The following is a 23,379-nucleotide window of genomic DNA, read 5'->3' as shown; positions in this document are numbered from 1 at the left end:
ACAACATGATATACAGAAAGAAAGGAAGTCTTTATTATGAATGCAGTTCTCATAGCCGTACTGGTTATGCTTACCTTAAGTTTACTTAGAATAAATGTTGTACTTGCGCTGGTTTCAGGTGCTTTTATCGGTGGAATGGTTGGAGGTTTAGGCGTTGAAACCACGATCAATACTTTTACAGAAGGTCTGGGAGGAAATGCGGCGGTCGCCTTAAGTTATGCCCTCTTGGGTGCTTTTGCAGTGGCACTTTCCAAAACAGGACTTCCCGATGCACTTGTAGAAAGTGCTATTAAGCTAGTTGGAACAAAAGAAGATACACGCAAAAAAGCATTGTCCAAAGTACTTATTTTACTTATCCTTTTAACAGTTTCAATCATGTCACAAAATGTGGTTCCTGTTCACATTGCGTTCATTCCGATCTTAATTCCGCCATTACTTAAGATACTTAATGAACTGAATATTGACAGAAGGCTGACAGCGACCATCATCACATTCGGTCTAACGGCGCCATACATTCTGTTACCTGTAGGATTTGGTGGGATTTTTCATGACATTTTAAGAACGAATATGAAAGAAAGCGGTTTGGATATCAGCTTATCCTCTATCCCAACTGCAATGGTAATTCCGGTTTCTGGAATGATAGTGGGACTACTAATTGCGGTTTTCTTCAGCTATAGAATGCCGAGAACGTACGAACAAAAAACTATAGGAGACCAAGAAACAGAGACATATACAAAGAAATCTATCATCATTGCTCTAGTGGCTGTGGTTATCTCGCTTGCCACGCAAGTCTACCTAAGCGAGGTGTTGAATGTACAAGGAATGATTTATGGTTCACTTGTAGGTATTATCATCCTGTATGCAGGCGGAGTAATGAAATCCAATGAAACTGATGTTATCCTTACTTCAGGTATGCGTATGATGGCATTTATCGGATTTGTTATGATTGCAGCGTCTGGGTTTGCTAGCGTCTTAAGAGAGACTGGTCATATTGAAACATTGGTTGCTTCTTCTGCAGAGTGGATTGGATCTAATCAGTTGCTTGCAGCATTCGCCATGTTGATAGTCGGACTACTCATCACAATGGGAATCGGGTCTTCTTTTTCCACCATTCCTATTATTGCGGCGATATTTGTACCGTTATGTGCGGAGCTTGGGTTCAGTGCGATGGCGACCATCGCTATTGTTGGTACGGCGGCTGCTCTAGGGGATGCTGGGTCACCTGCTTCTGACAGTACGCTTGGACCGACTTCAGGTTTGAATGCAGATGGTCAGCATAATCACATTTGGGATACATGTGTACCTACTTTCCTACACTACAATATCCCACTAATTATTTTCGGCTGTATTGCTGCGGTAATCTTATAAACCACACAAAAAAGCCAGGCTGCGCGTTTTGCAGCCTGGCTTTTTGTCAAAGAATAAGAAAGTATATAGTACGGTTGATTTCCGTTCCAGGCGCTTCGCTTGCCTGCGGGCGGTCCGTGAGCCTCCTCAGGCTGCGCCTTCCGGGGTCTCACCTGTCCCTTCCTCCCGCGGGCGTCTGCGCGCCTTTCACTGCAATCAACTGGGTTACTTCAATTAACTAAGGTAATGAAAAATCACCTTTTCAAGTTGTCTGAAAACAGAAAATTTCAACGTAATTTCTAGCTGTGGATTGGAGCAAATAGCGAAGACTCCAGCGGGGGAGTAACGGTAGGTTGAGACCCCGCAACGAAGTGAGGAGGCTCAAGCGCCGTCCCGCGGAAAGCGAAGCTATTTGCGGAAAGTAACAGCGGAGAATAACTAATCACTAAAGTTTTTACTATAAATAAAACCGGGCGGCTTTGCCCGGTTTGTCTTATTAAGCGACTTTACGTGTGTAAGGTGCTTTGGTTGTTTTGTTTACGACAAAGTATAATCTAGCAGCAAGCAATGCGCAAAGAATTGTAAACACAACGTCTTTTAAAGCGAAAAGAGCCATTGTTGTCCATGCCGCAATATAAGGTGTGCTTATTTCTAAAACATAGTTAAGAATTACAAACATATAATTGGTTCCGATGAAATAGATAAGAATGATGCCAATGAAAGAGGCAAACATAAATGTGCCAAGCTTCGGCTGAGCTTTCTTTTCTACAATCAGTCCAGCTGCAAAAGCGGCAACCACATAGGATAATAGAAATCCTCCGGTCGGACCAATAATTGTTGCAAACCCTGAACTAAACTGAGCAAAAACCGGTGCGCCTGCAATACCTACTAGTAGATACACGATCATGGAAAGGGCTCCAAGTCTTGAGCCTAATAAAATTCCAGCTAAAACACAGAAAAATGGCTGCATGGATAGTGGAACACCACCAACTTGAAGAAATGGCATCCAAGATACGATGTTGGCGCCAATTGCCATCAAGGCAACAAACATGGCAGCATAGGTAATATCCAATGTTGAAAGTGAACGTTTCATAATGTAAACCCCTTTGTTGTATGTAGTTGACAATAAAATAATAATCTAAAAGTTTAATAGTTGTCAACATCATTCTTTTTCAAGTTAACAAATGAAGCGGTTAATTGATTATTTATGTAAGTCTCGTTAGAATATGAACTATAAGATTAGGAGGAGGTTTACCTATGAAGATAAGAAAAGCAAACTTAGAAATGGATACTGTTAGTGTGTATATACATGAGAATAAAAAAGAGGAGCAGACATTGGTCGCTATTCCCTCTATTAAATGGTCCACTATTATTCCTTATGAGGAAAATAATACGAGTTTGACGAGGAGGCTGGAGATGGAGTTTCAGTCTGCATTTAATAGTTCAGAGGATGCAACGCATTTATCTTTAAAGCTTGTTCAATGGGTCAGGGAAATGTAAAAACACCTCATCTAATGAAAGATGAGATGTTTTTTATTAGTTAAACATAAACCTTTTTGTTCTGTATTTGACACTCATGACTATTCCCATGGCTATCATATTTGTTAACAAGGCACTTCCGCCGTAACTCATAAACGGTAGGGCAAGGCCGGTAATTGGCATTAATCCGATGGTCATGGCAATGTTTTGGAAAATTTGAAATGCCAGCAGGCCGATGACCCCTGTCACCAAGTAGGTGCCATAAGGGTTATCACAGCTTATGGCGATGATAATCAAACGGTAGCTCATGATGAAATAAATAGAAATTACAAGAGTTGCTCCAATAAACCCGAATTCCTCTCCAATAAGGGCGAATATGAAGTCTGTCTGAACCTCTGGTATCCGGCCACTCTGTGACTGAACGCCCTCTAATAAACCTCGTCCGGACACTTGGCCGGAACCTATTCCTTTCAAAGCTTCCGTTAGCTGAAAACCATAGGAGGAGGCATATTCCTCCCGACTCAGCCAACCGTAAATCCGTTCAAGCTGGTGAGGTTTGATAAACTTTGAAAATAATTCAATATGATTGTTATGCAAATAAACCAGTGTCGCCAACCCAGCGATGATGGTTCCTGCCAGTAACGTAAGAATTCTCCAAGAAGTCCCGCTTATGAATATCATGGTTACCATGATCGCTCCAATTACTAGGGCTGTTCCTAAGTCAGGCTGTAGAAGAATCAAACCAAAAGGTGGAAGAGAATAAATCATAATTTTCACTACGACACTGATAGGGGTCTTCGTATCCAATTCATGTTTCTCTTTGGCCCATTTGTAGATGACTCCTGCAAGCACAATTAGCAGGAATATCTTCATGAACTCTGAAGGTTGTAACATAAAACCCCCGAGGTTGATCCAACGTTGTGATCCATTTCTTACAGTCCCAAATAAATGAACGGCAACTAAAAGACTAAGACCTAAAAAATAAAAGGGTAAGGCTAGGTTTTCCAATAGTTCGTAGTCAAAGAACATGATGGAAAACATAATTCCTACCCCGATTATGTACCAAATAATCTGCCGTTTCACGAAATAATACGGGTCATTGACGAAGTACTGACCCGATGCACTATAAACAGCTACTAAACTGATAATAAATAGTAAAAACAGCAGAAATAACAAAGTATAATCGATCCGACTATACTCTAGCTTGTTACTTTCTGTCCCCATGTAGTTTCTGTCTCCTCTCTAGCTTCTCTCGCAATGGTTGCATGTTTCGATAGGTGAACTAGAATGCCTGCTGCAAAAATAGTGATAAGCAGGGAAGACCCTCCATAACTGATGAAAGGAAGTGTGATACCGGTAATCGGAACTAATCCACTTACTGCTCCAGCATTAATGAACACCTGACTGCTGATTTGGAAAGTGATTCCGAAAGCAAGTAATTTGCCAAATGGATCTTTTAGGGAAACCCCGACTCTAACGCCTCTTACTAGTACAATTCCGTAAAGTAAGAACAGTGTCAGAATCCCGAAAATCCCAAGTTCCTCCGAAATAACGGCAAGGATAAAATCTGTGTGTGCTTCTGGCAGATAGCCAAGTTTATGTACTCCTTGCGCCAATCCTCTTCCCAAAAGTCCGCCATTTCCAATGGCAATGAACGATTCTACGAGCTGAAAGCCTGTATCTGAGGCATCTCCGAAAGGATCAACAAACGATGTAATCCTTGCCCAACGGTAGCTGGCAGTCTTTGCAAGAATAAAAATCGCTAAAGCTGCAACAGAGCCAAGTAATAGAATATGCTTCCATCTAGCTCCTGAACAAATAAGGATAGCTCCGCAGGCGATGGTAATCATAGAGCCGGTCCCAACATCTGGCTGAAGTATGATTAAAAATAATATCAATATAAGAACAGCCAGAGGAGGGGCAACTCCTTTTCCAAATTGATGGATGTAAGGCTGTTTTCTAGCATAGACCCTTGCGAAATAGATGATCATGACCAATTTTGCAATTTCAGCGGGTTGCACACTGATACTGCCTAATTGAAACCAACTTCTAGCGCCATTCACTTCATTTCCGATAAACGGTACTAATACAAGTAATAATGAGAGAATTGATAATGCGACTAATAGAGGAGTCAATCTGTCGTATAGCTTATAAGGAGTGATGATAGCAGCTATAAAAACGGGTATTCCTAAATAAAGCCAAGTTTTCTGGCGATCAAAGAAATAAGCGTAGTCCTCATGAAGTTCATAGCCCAGCAACATCCCGGCACTGTAAATCATAATTAAACCGTATATACATAACAACACGATAGCTGTTAACAGTAACCAATCAAGTTTTTTGAAAAAATTTATCATTCTCTAATACTCCTTTAAAAAGGCTGGTTTCACAAAGAAAATATTTCCCCAATATTATTATACAATACCACACTGTTACAAAGATATTGGGAATATGTGAAACTTGTGTAACAGCGGCATTTAACAGAATGTAAAGAAAAAAAGAAGCTATCTTTCTTTAGCTTCTTTTGTGTATTTTCTAATAAAGAAAGCATCTTCCATGGTTGGTTGTGCTTCTACAAAACCAAATACAGGTTTTATGTTGCTTGCACATCTGATGGACAGTTTATCTTTAACTCGTCCTGCATAAACAATAAGGTGCTGGGATGAAAAGTTTTCGTATAAGTGATCCTGTAGCTCACCCGTCCAAACTTTTAAGGGGAGATGCTGTTTCCACATTAGTTTGCTCCCAGAATAGATTACTCTTCCTTGATACATCCATAGGACTCTATTGCACACAGGCCCCCATTCATTTAATTCATGTGTGGCTACAATTATGACACAGTGGGGGGCAAGTTTTGCCACATAATTTAATAAACTTTTCCTCTCATGGATATCGAGAAAATTAAGAGGTTCATCTAAAAAAATGTAGCTAGGTTTCCCTAGAAAAGCCTGTGCAAGGGCCAGTCGTTGTTGCATTCCTTGGGATAGTTTTTTGATTTTTTCCTTTTTAACATCTTCGAGATGAAAAACACGCAACAGTTCCTCGATTTGGCGTATAGAAAAATCTTTGCCCAAACCTTTAAGTTGTGCCATATACATCAATAATTTCACAGGAGTGAAATCAGGATAGAGTTCCACTCCTGTCGGCACAAACCCAATTTTACTTCTAACTAAAGGAAGGTCTGTATCCATGGTATCATCATGATAATAAATTGTCCCCCGCGGCGCTCTAGTTGCGGTTGCCAGGAGATGCAGAAGGGTAGACTTTCCAGACCCGTTGTTACCTACAAGAATCGTTATTCCAGGTTGAAGGGTTAATTCATCGATTTCTAAGGTAAAGTGTTTATATTTCCAGTAAAGATTATTTAATCTTATCATTTATCATCGCCTCAATTAACGAAACATGGTTTGCAGTTTCAGGCTTTTTTTGTAAGCTAAAAATAGAAGGAACAGGCCTAGCGTAACCAAGAAAGTCTGTATACCTGCGACTTGGCTGTGTGAAAACTGGATTAGTGCATAGCCATGTGTCTGATAGATAGCGCCAGCAACCATAAGAACGATCCATGCTGCTATACCAAACCCAAGACCGAATTTTACTCCTTTTCGCATCATTACATATGCGATCATTCCATAAATCAACATGGCGGGCGCAATCCAATCTAACAAAAAGGGAAGCAACTCAAAGTGTTGAACCTTAAAGCTCAGGTAAAAGGAGCCTATAATCCCCATAAGAATATTCATAGCTAATATGATTACCATCCGACTTAACAATAATAATGCAGGGGGAAAAGGTGTAATGCTCTCAATTATACGCATTTGTTTATTCCATGTTTGGTACGTATAGAATACACCTACTAACATCGATAAAGGAATGGCAAACTGATAAAACTGTGTTGCTTCTGTTACATAAACATTGGATGAAAATAACGTCAGCATGACAAAAATGAGCGTACTGGTTACCCAAAAGTGCCACTGATAAAATGAGATTTGTGCTTTTAACTGAGAAAGAAAGCTTGGTGGTTGAATAGATTCTTGTCTAAATTCTTCTTCAGGCGAACTGGCAATTTCATTGAATGTAGGTTGCAAGGCTGCCAGAAGTGCTTTTGTATCCTGACTGGATGGCGATTTAACAACATAGGAAGAAAACATATCTTTCATTTCATCTTCTAGTTGATACAGCTCTTGGTCTTGATTGTGTTGTTCCTTCATTATTCGCCGCCTCCTTTTCCACTTCTTTTGATAATACCCCTTTAAGTTTCTTTAAAGCATGAAACAAATTGGATTTAACTGTTCCTAAAGGTAGATCTAGAATGTCTGCAATTTCCTTTAATTTCATATCCTGATAAAATCTTAATGTAACGATTTGTTGTTGTGACTCTGACAAATTTTTTAAGGAAGCTAACATTTCTTTTCTGGTTTCCTGTCGTTCGTAAATTTCAATGACAGAAGCTTGTTGATCCACCGTGACCGGCATTTCTTCTTTTGCCGTATCTTCTGAACGATATTGAGCACTTCTCCAGTAGTCCTTGCAAATGTTAGATGCGACTCGGTAGAGCCAGGCCTTCGGATATGTTGGTATTTGTTTTGACTTTAATTGTTTTAGTAGGCGGATGAATGTTTCTTGAACAACATCCTCTGCTTTTTTTGAATCCTTCAACAGTCTTTCTGTATATTGATGTATCGGTACATGATACCTGTGAACAAATGCTTCGAATGCCGCCTGGTCACCCTCAGCCATCTGTTCAAGGAGCCTTTCATCGCTTATCACCGCATTCCCCCGCTTTCAAACGTACGATTCCAATAGGTCATCCACTCTTCATAGGTGAAGGAATCTTTATTATTGGTCTTTATATCTAGATAAATTTCTTTAAGTATTTTTTTGATTTTTTCTTCATTCCCCTTCTCCCATTCCTTTGCGACCATCAAAACAATCTGATTATTGTATTGAAGCTTGTATGATTTCATTAGTTCATCAAATTTTTCTATGGTAGTCATATCAGCGGATGAGCTCATCCAGTTAATATGAGAAACAGTGGAAAGATAATGGAAATTTGTGCCATTGAATTGCTCGAAATCATTCCATTGGAAGTCATAATAATCTTTATATAAAACAAGTAGGTATGTCTCTATAAGCCCCTCTATCGCGGAGTCTTGCGAAATCTCGTAATAATGCATTAGAGATTCGTGGCCGAACAGCCAAAAGGAGGTTAACCTGGTTTTCAAATCAATCATCGTGTTATTAATAACTTCACCATCATCAATCTGTACGTAAGTTTGAACACTATCATCAAAGAAGAGGGCTTCGTCAAAATGGTTGCTGTAATATGTTTCTGTCCCTACATAGTCAAGTGAAGGGATATAGACAAGCTTCATGTCTGTTTGAAATTCCTCACCTAACCAGCTTTGATAATAATCTTTTATTTCTGCCATATCGCCAAGCTTTTGTTGAAGTATCTCATTGTTTTCCTTATGAGCAATAACGGAAAAAGGGAGATTTCCCGTGTTTTCTACAAGTCCTTTATTTGATAAAAGTGTTAGACCTTTAGCATTCTCGCTGGTGAAAATTTGCACCCCGTCAGCAGTTTTTTTACTAGAATGGGCAGTACTGAACACGTGTTGATCAAAGTTAGTCAATTCCACCTGAAAATCAGAAGTGGGAAGTTCTTGATGCAGTTCCATATGCCGGTTAAATCCGATCGTATGAATATAATTCTCCATATCTATATCAGTAATAGTATAAATAGGATAATCCCCCGGTAAAGGGTACCAACCTATATAGGAGGGGATGTACATATCTTCCTTTATAAAAAAGGCGAAATTCCTTTCCCTTCCGTAAACATGTCCCCATTCATTTAGGCTGCCGGTATATTCTACTTCCAACCGATTTGATCCTTGTTGACCTAAATTGGGGATCGTGATGAGGTGATGCTCCTTTTTAAAGTCAGTTTTCACCCCGTTCCAAGATACCGATTCCACTTCAAAAGAGGGATACAGACTAAAATTTAATGGAGTGTCTTCTTTTAGATTAGGAATAATCAATTCTGCCTTAACGTGAAATGCATTTTTTTCGGTCCGCTCCAACTTAATGGAATAACGATCAACGTTATAAAAATCTCCTACTGTATCCATGAGAGTTTCATTCTCAGAATCAAACTGCTTCACCGTTCCTGCTTTTAAATAGCTATAATGCTCTAAGCGGTTTGCCCATAAATAGCTGTAAGGAAAAAACGAAGCAATCGTAAGAGCGGTTACTATCCCAAAGAAAGTCCATTTTCTTTTTTCAAAAGATGAGATTCGATTGGTGGATGACTTCATGATCGTAATTGCCAATAGAAAAAGGCTGAAGAACATCACAAATAGCTGGGAATACAAGGTTTCTTTTCTAGAAATACGATATCCCCAATCTTCAGAATGAGAGACGTCCATGAAAAACTGGTTTAGATGAAACGTCTTTAAAAAATACAATTGATATCGTTGAATAATAAATCCTTCCATAAAGAAAGTGCCAAACATCCATGCGCAAAATACAATGATATAAACAATCCGGTTGGTGATCAAAACCGCTAATACCATCCCTAACGAAATAGTGACGACGTAAGACAATTGGCTTTGAATAGAGAATGACAAGCCATGTTCTAGCAAATAAGAGATATTCTTGCCAAAGAAAGAACCTTGCCACACAAAGATCATGAAATAAACTAAAGTAAAGAGACTGCTATAAATAAAAAGGGATAGAAATTTTGCTAGAATAATGGATAAAAAGGAATTCGGTAGGGAATTCGTCCAATCTAATAAGACTGTCTGCTTTTCTCTCCGAATCGAAAGGACACTTGCTAAAAATAATACTCCAAGGGAAAGGGTATGGCCGATAGCAAGAAACTCATTATTAGCTTTAAAGAAGCCGGATGTATATTGACCGATAATGCTTGCAGCGTCTTGGGTTTGATTGGACATCCATAAGCTCATACTAACTCCATACACAAGTGGAGCCAAAAGGAAGAACCAATTCTTAAGTAGAAAACGGTTCTCTAGTTGCAATTGTTTTAAAAATCTCATGAGGAAGGCCCTCCTAACAAGGCGAGATAACCATCCTCTAAACTCGGCTCTAGCATCGTTGCTCCGGTAAAAGGCTTTTCATCTGCCAGGACCCGTGCATGAACAGTGTTGCCTCGATGTTCTGAACATAGAATGGTATCTTCTGCCATATTGTCTAAATAACCTGATGGAACCGTTCCTTCCCACACTTTGCCGCAAGCTAACTCTTTCAACTCTTCAACCGTAGCATCTAATAGAAGCTCGCCTTTCTTCAATACCGCTATCTCATAGCAACTGCTTTCAATATCTGTGACAACGTGTGTAGAGAGAAGGATACTTTTGTTAAGGCCTTCTTTGGATAAAAGATTTCTAAATCGCAGCTTCTCTTCTGGATCTAATCCTACAGTAGGCTCATCTAAAATAACTAATTTCGGGTTTCCCATAAACGCTTGGGCAATGCCGACACGTTGCTTCATTCCATGGGAAAAATTTTTAATCTTTTCATTGGCTTTGGAAGTGAGGTTCACCTCGTGTAACCAGTGTTCTATCTGCTCCCTGCGTTCTTTCTTGTTAGTGACGCCTTTCATCACTCCAACAAAATCCAATATTTCCTTTGGGGACATTTGTGGATAGACATGGAAGTGCTGTGGCAGGTATCCTATCAATCTCCGGACTTTTTCGGGATGTGAAAGGATGGAAAGCGAGTCGATGTGAATGTCACCACCAGTTGGTTTCATTAAGGTGGCCATGATTCGCATCAGTGTTGACTTTCCTGCGCCGTTAGGACCTAACAAACCGAATATTCCTGTAGAGATTCGCATGTTAATGGAAGATAGAACTTTTTGTTGTTTATATGTTTTTGATAGATTGCGAATTTCGATCATGGTGAATCCTACTTTCTATTTAACTTAACTCTTCACTAATTATAACGAAATAGATGGGAAAAGGTTTAAAGTCTGGGAGGAAATTTGGAGAAGGGGATATTTACCTGCAACATTCTGCAATATTTCTGAAATTTCTTTGTAAAAAGTCATTGACGGCGTTTACATTCTATTTTATAATTACTTTCGAAAGCGCTTTCGGTTCGAGAGAGGGAAAACAATGACAACTATTTATGATATTGCGAAAAAGACTGGCTTTTCCATTACAACTGTATCTAAAGTATTAAACAATTATACAGATGTAAGTGAGAAAACCAAAAAGAAGATACTAGAAGCTGTAGATGAAATGGGGTATTACCCCAATTCCCATGCCCGCTCCTTGATGACCAAAAAATCTTGGACGATCGGTGTGGTTTTCATGGAAAACTTAGGTGTTGGTATTAAACATCCCTTTTTCAATGCCGTGATTGAAAGTTTTAAGCAAAGAGCAGAGCAGTTTGGCTATGACATGCTTTTTGTTTCAAGAAACATCATCAATGAGAAAAAAAGCTATCTGGACCATTTCCGACATAGAGGAGTGGACGGAGTAGTGGTGGTTTGTTCCATATCCGATGATCCGGAAGTGAAGAAACTGATGGAGTCTCCATTACCTACCGTAATCATTGATATGCATAGCTCCAAGTCAAGTGTTGTATATAGTGATAATAGCTATGGAAGTGTGTTGGCTGTTGACCACCTATATTCGCTTGGCCACAGAAAGATTGCACATATTTATGGACATCAAGAAACGTACGCAGGTACGGAAAGATTAAAAGGTTTTATAAAAGCGCTTAAAAAGCATAACTTAGATATTCCCAAATCTTACATTGTGAATGGTGGATTCTTCTCCATGGAAAGTGGAGAGCAAGCGATGCAAGAATTGTTATCACTAGATGATCCTCCAACGGCAGTATATGCTGCAGGAGATAATATGGCATTTGGTGCAATTAGAGCAATTAAAGCAAAGGGATTATCTGTACCAGATGATATTTCAGTCATCGGGTATGATGATATTGATATTGCCCAACATATAGCACCGCCATTAACCACAGTCAAACAGAATATGGATCAACTTGGTTCCACTGCAGCCGATCTGTTACTAGATCAGATCAATGACAAAACAAAGCTCAACAAAGCCGTAACGATCCCAGTAGAGCTTATCATAAGGGAATCGTGTAAGGCACTTAAAACTGATGAGTGAAGAGGGGACTAAAGAAGTCTTCTTTTTATCCATAATACGAAAGCGCTTTAGTATTATATTCGCAAAATCGAAAGCGCTTTAGTAAATCTTTACAACAAAAACAGGGGGGTATTTTTGTGAAAAAGAAGCTTTTAATTCTTATTACTGCTGTAATGACATTCAGCCTTTTGGCTGCCTGCAGCAACAGTTCTTCTTCAAAGAAAGCTGATTTAACTGTATGGTCCTTTACGGACGAGCTACAAGAACCAATTAATGTATTTAAAGAAGAAAATGGTGTAACGGTTGATCTGACAATTATTCCAATTGAAGATTATCCAACGCGCTTACGTCCGGTATTAGAAAGTGGCCAGGGAGCTCCTGACGTATTTACTGGGGAACTTGCATTCATTAAAGACTGGGTAGAGCAAGATTATTGGGAAGATCTTTCTCAAGAGCCATACAACGTACAAGAGTGGGAAGATGACTATGTTCCATATGTATTCGACCTTGGGAAAGACTCTGAAGGAAAAATTAAGGCTGTATCTTGGCAAACAACACCAGGCGGTATCTTCTATAGAAGAAGTATTGCTAAAGAAGTGTTAGGTACTGATGATCCTGCTGAGATCGGCGAAAGAATGAGTTCAATGGACGGTTTGTTTGAAGTCGGAGAAGAATTGAAATCCGCTGGATATCGTCTATTCCCTGATGAAGGAGCTGTACGTTGGTTTGCACAAGGTCAAGATCCACAACCATGGGTAAACGAAAATAACGAGCTTGTTCTTACAGAAGGAAGAATTAACTACTTCGACTATGCGAAAGAATTACGTGATAAAGATTTAACTGCATTTGCACCAGAATGGTCTCCAGCGTGGTTTGCTGCAATGGATGAGCCAATCAACTACAATGCAGGTTGGGAAGAAGTAGACGAGGAAAGTTCTGATCAAACAGAAGTGTTTGCTTATGCACTACCAACTTGGGGTCTTCACAGTGTTCTAAAAACAAATACAGAAGAAACTGTTGGAGACTGGGCAGTAACAAACGGTCCGAACCCATACTTCTGGGGCGGAACTTGGTTAGGAATCTATAAAGGTTCTGAAAATAAAGACCTAGCGTGGAAGTTCGTTCAAATGATGACTCATGATGAAGAGTTCTTAACTGATTGGGCAACAGAAACAGGAGATGTGCTTTCCTACTTACCTGTTACAGAAAAAATCAAGGGTGAATTCGAAGAGCCATTCTTAGGCGGACAAAATAACTATACGTTCTTCTTAGAAGAAGCTGCAAACATCAACCCAGGTACTGTAACAAGATATGACCAACAGATCGACGGATTCTTTGGATCTATGGTTGGGGAGTATGTAGAAGGAACGAAGACGAAAGAAGAGGCAATTGAAGAGTTCTATCGTTTAGTGAAAAATGCATATCCGGATATTAAGACACCTGAATAATGCAACAAAGGATGTGGTGGGAGCTGAAAACTTAGCTCCCACCCATCATTTAAAGTAAGCTCTGTTAACTGCCGCTGTGGATTTGCGCACTTGGCTTCGCTTTCCACGGGGCGTGTGCTTGAGCCTCCTCACTTCGTTGCGGGGTCTCAACCTACCGCTATCTCCCGCCGGAGTCTACGCCATGTGCTCCAATCCACAGCTAGGTTATTTATATAACACATCATCTCTTTTATTAACAGAGTTATAAGAAAGAAGGCGATTGATTTGAAGAAAAAAGATCATTATGGCTATCTGTTCATCCTACCATTTTTCATCGTCTTTGGGATATTTAGCATCTATCCAATACTATTAACCTTCTATTATAGTTTCACAAACTATTCCGGTATGGGTGTTCCTGAAGTTATTGGATTGGCTAACTATACAAGACTACTTACTGACAGCTACTTTTTACAAGCATTCTTTAACACTTGGTACATTTGGGGAGTAAACTTCTTCTTTCAAATGCTTATAGCATTGGGGCTTGCCATTTTGTTCTCAGATATTCGCATGAAAATGAAAGGACTAGGCTTTTTCCGAGCAGTACTGTATCTTCCAAACTTAATAACTATCGCATCTGTAGCTTTATTGTTTGGTATTTTACTAGGTTGGCATCATGGAACATTGAATCATTTATTAATGGATTTAGGAATCATATCTCAGCCAATCAACTGGCTTAACGATCCTACTACAGCGAAATGGTCTGTTGCTCTTATCGGAGCTTGGATGTGGTTTGGACATACATTTATCGTTTTAATGGCAGGTATTTCAGGTATTTCAAAGGATTACTATGAAGCGGCACTTATTGATGGAGCGAACCGTTGGAAAACATTGTTCCATATTACATTGCCATTGTTAAAACCAATTATGTTATATATCATGATCACTTCTTTAATTGGCGGATTGCAGATTTTCGAATTGCCGATGTTATTAACAGACGGTATGGGTGCACCGCAAGGATCTTTAAACACAATGGTTTTATATATGTACAACCAGGCATTTAAATTTAACAACTATGGATACGCCGCAGCGGTCGCATACGGATTATTCTTGATTACGTTAATCTTCTCGTTTGCAACATTTAAAGCTATGTACCGCAAAAGCATGGATTAGGAGTGAGTTAGTGTGAATAAAAGGACTTTTGTAAAGAGCATCCTCTACGGGCTTTTAATATTGCTTGCGATTATTAGCTTTATCCCATTTTATATGATGATTATCAACGCTACGAGATCAAATTCGGAAATTCTGCAAAAAGGGTTCACCCTTTTACCAGGTAGCGCAATCATGGAAAACTATGAAAGATTGATAAGTTTCGTTAATATTTGGCAAGGATTCGGAAACAGTGTATTTATCGCAATTTGTGTAACAGTATTAAGCTCATACTTTTCCGCTCTGACGGCATATGGGTTTGCAATCTATAACTTCAAAGGTAAAAACTTTCTATTCGTATCCGTTTTAATTTTGATGATGGTACCTGGCCAACTAGGTCTAATCGGATTCTATGACTTAAACAAAACATTAGGTACATTGGACAGTTATATCCCATTAATCATTCCGGCTATAGCAAGTCCATTCGTTGTTTTCTTCCTACGACAATTTCTTGTCTCCACCCTGCATCCTACTCTATTGGAAGCTGCAAGAATGGATGGAGCAAGTGAAATAAGAATTTTCCATACGATAGGCTTACCTATCATGATGCCGGCAGTAGCTACAATGGGTATCTTCACCTTTATCGGATCTTGGAATAACTACATTGTTCCATTGGTAGTGCTTTTCAGTCCGGAAAAGTACACGTTACCAGTCATGATGGGGTTCTTAAGAGGATCAAAGGTAGCAGAAAATCTGGGTTCTATGTATTTAGGCATCGCGATATCTGTTGTACCAATCATGATCATCTTCTTGTTCCTATCCAAATACATCATTAGCAGTATTTCAGCAGGTTCTGTAAAAGAATAGGTAAAAATAAGCAACTAGATTAATAGAAGAGGTGAACGGCATGTTAAATTTTTCAAAGGATTTCATTTTTGGAACAGCAACATCCTCCTACCAAATAGAAGGTGCACACGATGAAGGAGGTCGAACTCCTTCCATCTGGGATACTTTTTCAAGAACACCAGGGAAAGTGTGGAACGGAGACACAGGAGATGTTGCGTGTGACCATTACCACCGTTATGAAGAAGATATCAATATTATCAAAAGTCTTGGTGTGGATTCTTACCGACTATCTATCGCTTGGCCGAGAATTTTCCCACAACAAGGCGTGTATAACCAAGAAGGAATGGACTTTTATAAAAAGTTAATTCACGGGCTGCTCGATGCAGGCATCAAGCCAATGGTTACGTTATACCACTGGGATCTTCCAATGTGGGCTCATGAGCAAGGCGGATGGGTTAACCGCGAGTCCGTTTCATGGTTCCTTGAGTTTGCAGAGAAGTGTTATGAAGAGTTAGATAACTTAGTTTACTCTTGGATCACACACAATGAACCATGGTGTGCAAGCTTCTTGAGCTACCACCTTGGACATCATGCTCCTGGACATACAAACCTTGAAGAAGGCGTAAAAGCAGCACACCATATTCTACTTTCACATGGTGAAGCGGTTAAATTGTTAAAAGATAAAATCGGATCTTCTACACCAATCGGAATTACACTAAATCTAGCGCCTTCTTATGCTCCAACAGATTCAATCAATGACCAAATTGCAAGGAATAATTCTGATGGATATGCTAACCGATGGTTCCTTGATCCAATCTTCAAAGGTTCTTATCCAATGGATATGATCAACCTGTTTTCCAAATTGATTCATAACTTTGATTTCATTCAAGAAGGAGACTTGGAATCGATTTCAACTCCATGTGATTTCTTTGGAATCAACTATTACGCAAGATCACTGGTCGAGTTTGATCCAAGTTCTCCGATGCTAAACAAAGGTGCATATTCTGATTATCCGAAAACGGGAATGGGTTGGGATATTTCCCCACAGGAGTTCAAGGAATTGATCAGAGGACTTCGTGAGAACTATACCGATCTACCAATCTACATCACAGAAAATGGTGCGGCTTATGACGATGTAGTCGTGGACGGTTGTGTACATGACCATGAGCGTAAAGATTATGTGGAGAAGCATATTACAGCTGTTGCTGAGTTGAATGAAGAAGGCATGAATATCGCAGGGTACTTCTTGTGGTCTTTATTTGATAACTTCGAATGGGCGTTTGGTTATGACAAGCGATTCGGCATGGTATATGTGGATTTTGAAACGCAAGAAAGAATCTTGAAAGATAGTGCGAAGAGATACCAGGAGATTATTAGTTCAAGAAGTATATAGTTACATTTAACTGTTAATCTCCGTTCCAGGCGCTTCGCTTGCCTGCGGGCGGTCCGGGAGCCTCCTCACTCCGTTGCGGGGTCTCACTTGTCCCTCCCTCCCGCGGGCGTCTGCGCGCCTTTCACTGCGATTAACTAGGTATCTTTTATCATTAAATCTACAAAAAGAGCCACTCAGGATTGAGTGGTTTTTTTGAAAGGGAAATTGGTTTTGGCACGAACTCGGGGCGTTTTGGCATCAACTTGGTCCGTTTCGGCACGAACTGGACTTCTGTCAAGAAAATGGACACTTATATGCCTTGAATTGGCGTACTTTTTTCCTTCCGCGCTCCGTGTTCCACTACGCTTGCACGCCTCTACATAAACAAACAATAAAGTTCACATTGTTTCTTTATGCAGAGGTTTTACGACCCAAATTGGCATCCTTTTGTTGTGCCATTTCATACGCCATTTCGTACTCATTTGGTGTGGCGTATTCTAGGGTTGAATGGATTCTTTTTCTGTTGTAAAACTCCACATAAAATTGCACAGCTGCCATAGCCTCTGCTTTTGTGGTGAAACGAAATTTATTCAAGTATTCTTTTTTCATGGAGGCAAAGAATGATTCCGCACAAGCATTGTCGTATGGAGTGGCTTTCCTACTCATACTGATCTTTGCTTTGGCATCTTCTAGGACGTCGATGTAATCTTTGGAACAGTACTGCGACCCTCTATCTGAATGGTGGATCCAACCTTTTTTCGGTTCCCTTAATTTTATTGCCTCCTTTAACGCTCGAAGAGGTAAACTACGATCCATTCGGTCGCACATTGAATAACTAATAACTTTTCGTCCAAATAAGTCTAGAATTGGATTGAAATAGATGAAACCTTCCATGGTAGAAATATACGTGATATCAGTGACCCAAACCATATTTGGGGCCTCTGGGTTAAACGCTTGTTTCAAGTTGTTTTTAAACGTTCGGTTAGAGTGATCAGAATCTGTAGTGGCAATGAAACTCTTAGGCGGAGTGGCATACAGTCCTAGTACCTTCATTCGCTTGGCTACTGTACTAGCTGATACATTAAAATCGTCATAGTCTACTAACTTTTGATGTATTCTCACACTTCCATACGTCTCTAGATTGTCATAAAAATGAAAACGGATACGGTCATCAAGTTGCCTTCTCCACTGTTCTCGTTCCGTTTCTTCTCGTTCTAACCGTTTCACATACAAATAGTATCCAGATGTAGTCACACCAAGGGCTCTGCACATCATCACTACAGTGTGTTCATCCCGATGGGAATGAATAAACGCAAACCTTACTTCTTTTCTTGCGTGAAGATGTGCATGGCCTTTTTTAAGATCGTTAACTCTTCTTCTAATTCAAGTTTACTTTTTCTTTCTGCTTCAAACATTTCTCTGTATTCTGTAGCTGTTAGTAGTTGATTTTGAGCATTTTTTTCTTCTGCTTTCTTCTGATCCCGGTACTTCTTTAACCATTTTTGTAGGGTATCATAAGGAATATCTAGGTTTTGGCTCACATCGACTATTTTATGTCCGTCTAATTCAATTTGTTTCACTACAAATTCCTTGAATTCTGGGGAGTAGGATTTGTATTTTGCCATGATTAACACGTCCTTTTTATTGTTGATTATGATTAAATCATGACGCCAATAGGTGTGTCCACTTTTTATACTACATCCAGAACTCATGCGATTTAGGCATCAACTTGCCCCGTTTCGGCACGAACTCATGCGATTTAGGCATCAACTTGCACCGTTTCGGCACGAACTCAAAAAATGGAGGTCATTTTATGCGAAATATAACAGTATTTCAAACGAAGAAAGAGACAGGAAGACCGTGGGAACGAGTAAACAACATCGAATGGAAACGTAAAAGTGACAAAGTTGTCTCTTTAAAGCTTTTTCCAGAAAAACAACATCAAGAATGGCTTGGTTTTGGCGGAGCTTTTACAGAAGCGGCTGCTTTTAACTGGTCACAGCTGTCAGAAGCAAACAAAGATGCCATCATTAGCGCCTATTTTAATAAAAAAACAGGTCTTGGGTATAACCTTGGCCGCACAGCAATCCACAGCAGTGATTTTGCGCTGGGTAACTATACATACGTGGAAGATGGGGATGTGAACTTGGACTCCTTCAACATCGAACGAGAGCAAAAATATGTTCTTCCATTTATCAAAGCAGCAGAGTCAGAAGCGAATGAAACATTGACAATTCTTGCATCACCTTGGAGTCCGCCTGCATGGATGAAAACAAACGGTGAGATGAATCATGGTGGCAAACTAATAGAAAAGTACAGAGAAGCATGGGCCAATTATTATGTGAAGTATATCAAGGCAATGGAAGCAGAAGGAATTCCGATCTGGGGGATTTCGGTACAAAACGAACCGGAAGCGACACAGGTGTGGGATTCTTGCATTTATACAGCAGAGGAAGAACGAGATTTTGTAAAAAATTTCTTAGGTCCAATCATGGAAAAGAACGGTCTTGGCGATAAAAAAATCATCATTTGGGATCACAACCGTGATGTGATCGTGGAGAGGGCGACAATCGTGTTATCTGATCCGGAAGCAGCTAAATATGTATGGGGAACAGGAAACCACTGGTATGTTTCAGAGGAGTTTGAGAATCTCTCCAAAGTCCATGAGGCCTTTCCAGACAAGCATTTATTGTTCACAGAAGGCTGCATTGAAGGTGGAGTAAAGCTTGGTGCATGGCATACGGGAGAACGCTATGCAAGAAACATCATCGGGGATATGAACAACTGGCTGGAAGGGTTCATTGATTGGAACCTTGTGCTTGATATACAAGGCGGACCAAACCATGTAGGTAACTATTGCGACGCGCCAATCATAGCGGATACAGAAAAAGACGAGGTCCATTTTAACAGTTCTTACTATTATATTGGACACTTTAGTAAGTTCATCAAACCGGGTGCGAAGAGAATCGCTCATGAAACAGAGCTTGCAGATGTTTCACTTGTCGCTTTCAGAAATGAAGATGAGAGTATTGCAGTTGTTCTTTTAAATGAAACAGAAGCAAATAAAGAAACGTCGATAGAGCTTGAAGGGGAAGGAATGGACTTAGCTATTCCTGCAAGATCTATTACGACCGTTGTATTCAATTAATTACTTTGAGGAGGTGATGGGCTAACTCTAAGGAAGAAAATAACAAAAGGATGAGGAGGAAGAAATGTGTTAAAAAAAGGATTCACGGTCATGTTGGCAGCATGCTTACTGACAACGGGGTACTCTCACGTCTATTCCAATGATGCTGTAGGGAAAGGAGAGGGAGATCAAACAATGGCAGATGGAGAAAAAGATTGGCAGTTAGTTTGGGAAGATAATTTTGAAGGTACCGATTTGGATTCTTCCAAATGGTCCTATGATACTGGAAATGGCTTTGTTCAGCCAGATGGCAGCTATGTTCCTGGCTGGGGAAATGAAGAGCTTCAGTATTATAAGGAAGATAATGTGACAATTGAGGATGGAAAGCTTGTCCTTACTGGGAAAAAAGAAGCGGCTTCGGATGAGCATGGAACATACAACTACACTTCCGGAAAAATTCATACAAAGGGGAAATTCAATCAAAAGTATGGAAAGTTTGAAGCGAAAATCAAACTACCAGCCGGACAAGGATATTGGCCTGCTTTCTGGATGATGCCAGAAGAAGACAAGTACGGCGGCTGGGCTGCATCTGGTGAGATTGACATTATGGAGGCAGCTGGAGGCGACTTGAATAAAGTAGGCGGAGCCATTCATTATGGCAGCCAGTGGCCAAACAATACGTATACCGCAGATGATTATCATTTTGGTGAAGGTTCGGACATCACAGATTACAATGTCTACTCCGTAGAGTGGGAACCTGGAGAAATTAGATGGTATGTAAATGGAGAACTTTTTCAAACGCTGAATAACTGGACAAGCTTTAATACAGAAAATGGCACAAAATACGCCTATCCTGCACCTTTTGACCAGGAGTTTTATTTAATTCTTAACCTGGCTATTGGAGGCTGGTATGGTGGAGGTCCAGATGATTCCACCGAGTTTCCGGGACAGATGGAAGTGGATTATGTAAAAGTGTATGAACTGCCCGAAGATCAGTACCGTGAACCTGTAGAGCCTGTTTTTGAAAAAGAGGAGTTACCGGAAGGAACAAAAGAACCTGTGAATGGTAACTATATCTATGATACTACTTTTGAAAATGGATTTACCGAAATCAAGGACGGAACAGAAGCTTTCGATGAAGAAGGATGGAACTTTGTTCATTTATATGATTTTGGAGGAAATGGAAGCGCTTCAGCGGAAGAGGGGTTGGCAAAGGTTGATATAAGTCAAGCCGGTTCACAGCCGCATTCCATTCAGTTGATCCAAAATATACCAGCAGGAGTAGGTAGAACGTACAAAATTAGCTTTGATGCGAAAGCTGCTTCTGACAGGAATATGAATTTAAAAGTAAGCGGTGGAGCAGAACGTGGCTGGTCCCTCTATTCACCAAATTATGAGGTAGCCTTAACTCCTGAACTACAAAGCTATGAATATACGTACCAAATGCAAGCGGAGTCAGATGCCAAAGCCCGTTTGGAATTTAATATGGGATTGAATAATAGTTCTGTTTGGATTGGAAATGTGAAAGTGGAAGAAATAGATGCCATCGATCCATACAACGAAGACGCAGCGAAGCCACCGCTACGTAATGGTAACCATATTTATAATGGGACCTTTGACCAGGGTCGAATGGATCGGATGACATATTGGGATTTTATAACAGACGGAGCAAATGCACAAGCTTTTGTTGAAGAAGATACAAGAGCATTGAAGGTGGAAGTACAAGAAAATGGAGCAACAGATTCCGTTCAACTTGTTCAAAAAGGTATTTCCATAAAGAGTAACAATGAGTATACCCTTTCCTTTGATGCTAGTGCTGTTGAAGAGAAAGACATTCAGGTTGCTGTTGTAAGTAAAGATGGCAGTGTTAATTATTCCGGCTGGGAGACGATTGCCCTTTCTACAACGGGAGAGAACAAAACGTTTACGTTTCAACCGGAAAATGCAGATGACTCAGAAGCCAAACTAGTATTTCTATTAGGTGGAAATGCAGGATCCATAACATTGGATAATGTATCTATGTTTGCGAAGAAACTGCGTCAAGATGCATTAACTTTTGAAGATATTTTCCCACTAAAAAACGGGAAGTTCAATTTTGGCCTTGTACATTGGAATAACCATGTCCAAGGAGTTTATGATGGACCTTCTGATGCTAGCTTTGAGGTGGAAGATGGAAAAGCGGTAACAACGATTAAAAATGTAGGATGGAATCCATGGGATGTCATTTTCATGCAAGAAGGCCTGCAGATGAAGGGTGGAAACACGTATCTTGTTTCCTTTGATGCTTCTTCCAGCTTGGAACGAAATGTGGAAGTGGTATTAGAGGACAGTTCGTATAGCCGCTCTTTGTCAGAGGTGATTTCTCTTACGCCAGAGCCAACTACCCACACTTTTGAGGTAGAGCTTAATGAGGATAAGCAGCTTGGTCTAAAATATCTGCTCGGAAACGTAGCAGGTAACGAAATTCCAGATGAAGAGCACCAGGTAGTCATCGATAATGTAAAAGTGGAAGTTGCTGGGGAAAGAGAGAAGTTGTTCCCCCTTAAAAATGGAGATCTTACAAATAGTATTGAAAACTGGAATCTGCATGTGCAAGGAGATCATGATGACAATTCATCCAAAGCGAGCGTGAAAGCGAAGGATGAACATGCCACTGTTACTATAGATAACCTTGGTGCAAACCCTTGGGATATCATGTTTTTCCAAGAGAATCTTGAGCTTTCAGGTGGCAGAACATATGAACTCCAAGTAGAAACTAGATCAAATCATCCTAGAAATATTGAGCTGGTAGTGGATAATGGATCACCATACTATCACAGGTTTTTTGAGAATATAGTGAAGATCGGTCCAAAACCACAAAACTATCAATTCGAGTGGGAACAGCCAGAAGATGCGCAACTTGGCCTTAAGTTCTTGTTAGGTAACATGGAAGGTGTTTCTAAGAAAAAACATCACATCGACTTTAGGGAAGTAACGCTTGAAGCAAAAGGCGCTAGAGCATTCCTAGAGCAGCTTGAAGGTACAGATGCCGCAACTGAATAATCAATAACAACAAAAAGGATTACAGGCCACCCTGTAATCCTTTTTGTCATCCCCATCTCAAACTGATGGTTAGATGGCAGCAATCTTTTCCTTCTATTTCCGACGTCATATTTAAATTAATTCCATCGGGATTAAAATCCACCTTGACTCCAGAATGCACCCCTGTAGACAGTAAAAGCTGGGAAACCTTTTCTTTATTTCCTTGCTGTGCAGCCTTCATTACTTCAGAAGCGAACTCTTTAGAATCAGAAAGTTTTTGTAAAATGATGCTGGCCTCTTTCATCAATTGCTGCATGGATTCTGCAGATTCAGTAAAAACGGTTGGATCCACTTCAGGGTAAACTCGGAAATATGTTCTTGGCAGTGAATGCGCATATACTGGAAAATAAACATTTCGCGGATAATAGACAGGCCGGTGGAAAGGGCGTAGATAGTAATGCATGACAAACCCTCCATTATTTC

At 40.1% G+C, this 23,379-nt stretch carries 20 protein-coding genes; 9 read left to right on the top strand and 11 right to left on the bottom strand.

Translation table 11 applies throughout. The annotated features are described in order from the left end of the window. The first annotated feature begins 36 nt into the window (after window positions 1–36). A complete protein-coding gene (locus tag B4U37_RS18260) occupies window positions 37–1,368 on the top strand; it encodes a Na+/H+ antiporter family protein (protein ID WP_088019386.1) in 1,332 nt (443 codons plus the stop codon). Window positions 1,369–1,843: 475 nt separating this feature from the next. Here the strand turns inward: B4U37_RS18260 and B4U37_RS18250 are convergent, their stop codons facing one another. Beyond that, window positions 1,844–2,440, bottom strand: coding sequence for a biotin transporter BioY (locus B4U37_RS18250; RefSeq protein WP_088019384.1), 597 nt, complete (start codon window positions 2,438–2,440; stop codon window positions 1,844–1,846). A 164-nt stretch (window positions 2,441–2,604) separates the two neighbouring features. Here B4U37_RS18250 and B4U37_RS18245 point away from each other — a divergent pair, with 164 nt between their 5' ends. Beyond that, window positions 2,605–2,847, top strand: coding sequence for a YueH family protein (locus B4U37_RS18245; protein WP_088019383.1), 243 nt, complete (start codon window positions 2,605–2,607; stop codon window positions 2,845–2,847). Between the two features lie 36 nt (window positions 2,848–2,883). Here the strand turns inward: B4U37_RS18245 and rodA are convergent, their stop codons facing one another. The 7 genes from rodA to B4U37_RS18210 form a co-directional block, all read right to left on the bottom strand. After that, on the bottom strand, window positions 2,884–4,050 hold the full coding sequence (rodA, locus tag B4U37_RS18240; protein ID WP_088019382.1) for a rod shape-determining protein RodA: 1,167 nt from the start codon (window positions 4,048–4,050) through the stop codon (window positions 2,884–2,886). Then, complete coding sequence (gene ftsW, locus B4U37_RS18235; protein WP_088019381.1) at window positions 4,026–5,180, bottom strand: putative lipid II flippase FtsW; 1,155 nt, start codon at window positions 5,178–5,180, stop codon at window positions 4,026–4,028. The genes rodA and ftsW overlap by 25 nt, the downstream gene beginning before the upstream one ends. 147 nt (window positions 5,181–5,327) lie before the next feature. Then, on the bottom strand, window positions 5,328–6,200 hold the full coding sequence (locus tag B4U37_RS18230) for an ABC transporter ATP-binding protein (RefSeq protein WP_088019380.1): 873 nt from the start codon (window positions 6,198–6,200) through the stop codon (window positions 5,328–5,330). A 15-nt stretch (window positions 6,201–6,215) separates the two neighbouring features. Continuing rightward, on the bottom strand, window positions 6,216–7,031 hold the full coding sequence (locus B4U37_RS18225; protein ID WP_088019379.1) for a hypothetical protein: 816 nt from the start codon (window positions 7,029–7,031) through the stop codon (window positions 6,216–6,218). Continuing rightward, window positions 6,982–7,590, bottom strand: coding sequence for an RNA polymerase sigma factor (locus B4U37_RS18220; protein ID WP_088019378.1), 609 nt, complete (start codon window positions 7,588–7,590; stop codon window positions 6,982–6,984). Before B4U37_RS18220 ends, B4U37_RS18225 begins: the two co-directional genes overlap by 50 nt. Further along, window positions 7,587–9,878, bottom strand: coding sequence for an ABC transporter permease (locus B4U37_RS18215; protein ID WP_088019377.1), 2,292 nt, complete (start codon window positions 9,876–9,878; stop codon window positions 7,587–7,589). Before B4U37_RS18215 ends, B4U37_RS18220 begins: the two co-directional genes overlap by 4 nt. Then, a complete protein-coding gene (locus B4U37_RS18210) occupies window positions 9,875–10,741 on the bottom strand; it encodes an ABC transporter ATP-binding protein (protein ID WP_088019376.1) in 867 nt (288 codons plus the stop codon). The genes B4U37_RS18215 and B4U37_RS18210 overlap by 4 nt, the downstream gene beginning before the upstream one ends. 217 nt (window positions 10,742–10,958) lie before the next feature. Here B4U37_RS18210 and B4U37_RS18205 point away from each other — a divergent pair, with 217 nt between their 5' ends. The 5 genes from B4U37_RS18205 to B4U37_RS18185 all read left to right on the top strand — a co-directional run bounded on the left by B4U37_RS18205 (window position 10,959) and on the right by B4U37_RS18185 (window position 16,769). After that, complete coding sequence (locus B4U37_RS18205) at window positions 10,959–11,978, top strand: LacI family DNA-binding transcriptional regulator (protein ID WP_088019375.1); 1,020 nt, start codon at window positions 10,959–10,961, stop codon at window positions 11,976–11,978. A 116-nt stretch (window positions 11,979–12,094) separates the two neighbouring features. Continuing rightward, window positions 12,095–13,405 carry an ABC transporter substrate-binding protein gene (locus tag B4U37_RS18200; RefSeq protein ID WP_088019374.1) on the top strand — a complete coding sequence of 437 codons (1,311 nt, stop codon included), beginning with the start codon at window positions 12,095–12,097 and terminating at the stop codon, window positions 13,403–13,405. A 264-nt stretch (window positions 13,406–13,669) separates the two neighbouring features. After that, complete coding sequence (locus B4U37_RS18195) at window positions 13,670–14,554, top strand: carbohydrate ABC transporter permease (RefSeq protein ID WP_088019373.1); 885 nt, start codon at window positions 13,670–13,672, stop codon at window positions 14,552–14,554. A 12-nt stretch (window positions 14,555–14,566) separates the two neighbouring features. Next, window positions 14,567–15,397, top strand: a complete 831-nt coding sequence (locus B4U37_RS18190; protein WP_010196480.1) for a carbohydrate ABC transporter permease — start codon at window positions 14,567–14,569, stop codon at window positions 15,395–15,397. 40 nt (window positions 15,398–15,437) lie between these two features. Next, on the top strand, window positions 15,438–16,769 hold the full coding sequence (locus B4U37_RS18185; protein ID WP_088019372.1) for a GH1 family beta-glucosidase: 1,332 nt from the start codon (window positions 15,438–15,440) through the stop codon (window positions 16,767–16,769). A gap of 390 nt (window positions 16,770–17,159) precedes the next feature. On the opposite strand, the gene B4U37_RS18180 is transcribed toward B4U37_RS18185, so the two are convergent. Then, window positions 17,160–18,056: an IS3 family transposase gene (locus tag B4U37_RS18180; protein WP_245840079.1), complete on the bottom strand. Its 897-nt coding sequence runs from the start codon at window positions 18,054–18,056 to the stop codon at window positions 17,160–17,162. 11 nt (window positions 18,057–18,067) lie between these two features. Next, window positions 18,068–18,373 carry a transposase gene (locus tag B4U37_RS18175; RefSeq protein ID WP_088016917.1) on the bottom strand — a complete coding sequence of 102 codons (306 nt, stop codon included), beginning with the start codon at window positions 18,371–18,373 and terminating at the stop codon, window positions 18,068–18,070. 188 nt (window positions 18,374–18,561) lie between these two features. On the opposite strand from B4U37_RS18175, the gene B4U37_RS18170 reads away from it, so the two are divergent. Both B4U37_RS18170 and B4U37_RS18165 read left to right on the top strand, forming a co-directional pair. Further along, window positions 18,562–19,896, top strand: coding sequence for a glycoside hydrolase family 30 protein (locus B4U37_RS18170; protein ID WP_088019370.1), 1,335 nt, complete (start codon window positions 18,562–18,564; stop codon window positions 19,894–19,896). Between the two features lie 66 nt (window positions 19,897–19,962). Then, on the top strand, window positions 19,963–22,917 hold the full coding sequence (locus tag B4U37_RS18165; RefSeq protein WP_088019369.1) for a carbohydrate binding domain-containing protein: 2,955 nt from the start codon (window positions 19,963–19,965) through the stop codon (window positions 22,915–22,917). Between the two features lie 46 nt (window positions 22,918–22,963). Here the strand turns inward: B4U37_RS18165 and B4U37_RS18160 are convergent, their stop codons facing one another. Further along, window positions 22,964–23,359, bottom strand: a complete 396-nt coding sequence (locus B4U37_RS18160; RefSeq protein WP_088019368.1) for a YuzC family spore coat inner layer protein — start codon at window positions 23,357–23,359, stop codon at window positions 22,964–22,966. Window positions 23,360–23,379: the final 20 nt, after the last annotated feature.

This window comes from Sutcliffiella horikoshii, from assembly GCF_002157855.1.
GTDB classification, from domain to species: Bacteria; Bacillota; Bacilli; order Bacillales; family Bacillaceae_I; genus Sutcliffiella_A; species Sutcliffiella_A horikoshii_C.
The sequence above is the reverse complement of the archived record's forward strand: the minus strand, read 5'-3'. Positions and strand labels throughout refer to the sequence as shown.

Bases quoted from the DNA above. Each gene is read 5' to 3' on its own strand.
- B4U37_RS18250 (WP_088019384.1), bottom strand. From the start codon at position 2,440: ATGAAACGTTCACTTTCAACATTGGATATTACCTATGCTGCCATGTTT.
- B4U37_RS18230 (WP_088019380.1), bottom strand. From the start codon at position 6,200: ATGATAAGATTAAATAATCTTTACTGGAAATATAAACACTTTACCTTA.
- B4U37_RS18215 (WP_088019377.1), bottom strand. From the start codon at position 9,878: ATGAGATTTTTAAAACAATTGCAACTAGAGAACCGTTTTCTACTTAAG.
- B4U37_RS18225 (WP_088019379.1), bottom strand. From the start codon at position 7,031: ATGAAGGAACAACACAATCAAGACCAAGAGCTGTATCAACTAGAAGAT.
- B4U37_RS18205 (WP_088019375.1), top strand. From the start codon at position 10,959: ATGACAACTATTTATGATATTGCGAAAAAGACTGGCTTTTCCATTACA.
- rodA (WP_088019382.1), bottom strand. From the start codon at position 4,050: ATGGGGACAGAAAGTAACAAGCTAGAGTATAGTCGGATCGATTATACT.
- B4U37_RS18160 (WP_088019368.1), bottom strand. From the start codon at position 23,359: ATGCATTACTATCTACGCCCTTTCCACCGGCCTGTCTATTATCCGCGA.
- B4U37_RS18210 (WP_088019376.1), bottom strand. From the start codon at position 10,741: ATGATCGAAATTCGCAATCTATCAAAAACATATAAACAACAAAAAGTT.
- B4U37_RS18245 (WP_088019383.1), top strand. From the start codon at position 2,605: ATGAAGATAAGAAAAGCAAACTTAGAAATGGATACTGTTAGTGTGTAT.
- ftsW (WP_088019381.1), bottom strand. From the start codon at position 5,180: ATGATAAATTTTTTCAAAAAACTTGATTGGTTACTGTTAACAGCTATC.
- B4U37_RS18175 (WP_088016917.1), bottom strand. From the start codon at position 18,373: ATGGCAAAATACAAATCCTACTCCCCAGAATTCAAGGAATTTGTAGTG.
- B4U37_RS18170 (WP_088019370.1), top strand. From the start codon at position 18,562: ATGCGAAATATAACAGTATTTCAAACGAAGAAAGAGACAGGAAGACCG.
- B4U37_RS18185 (WP_088019372.1), top strand. From the start codon at position 15,438: ATGTTAAATTTTTCAAAGGATTTCATTTTTGGAACAGCAACATCCTCC.
- B4U37_RS18260 (WP_088019386.1), top strand. From the start codon at position 37: ATGAATGCAGTTCTCATAGCCGTACTGGTTATGCTTACCTTAAGTTTA.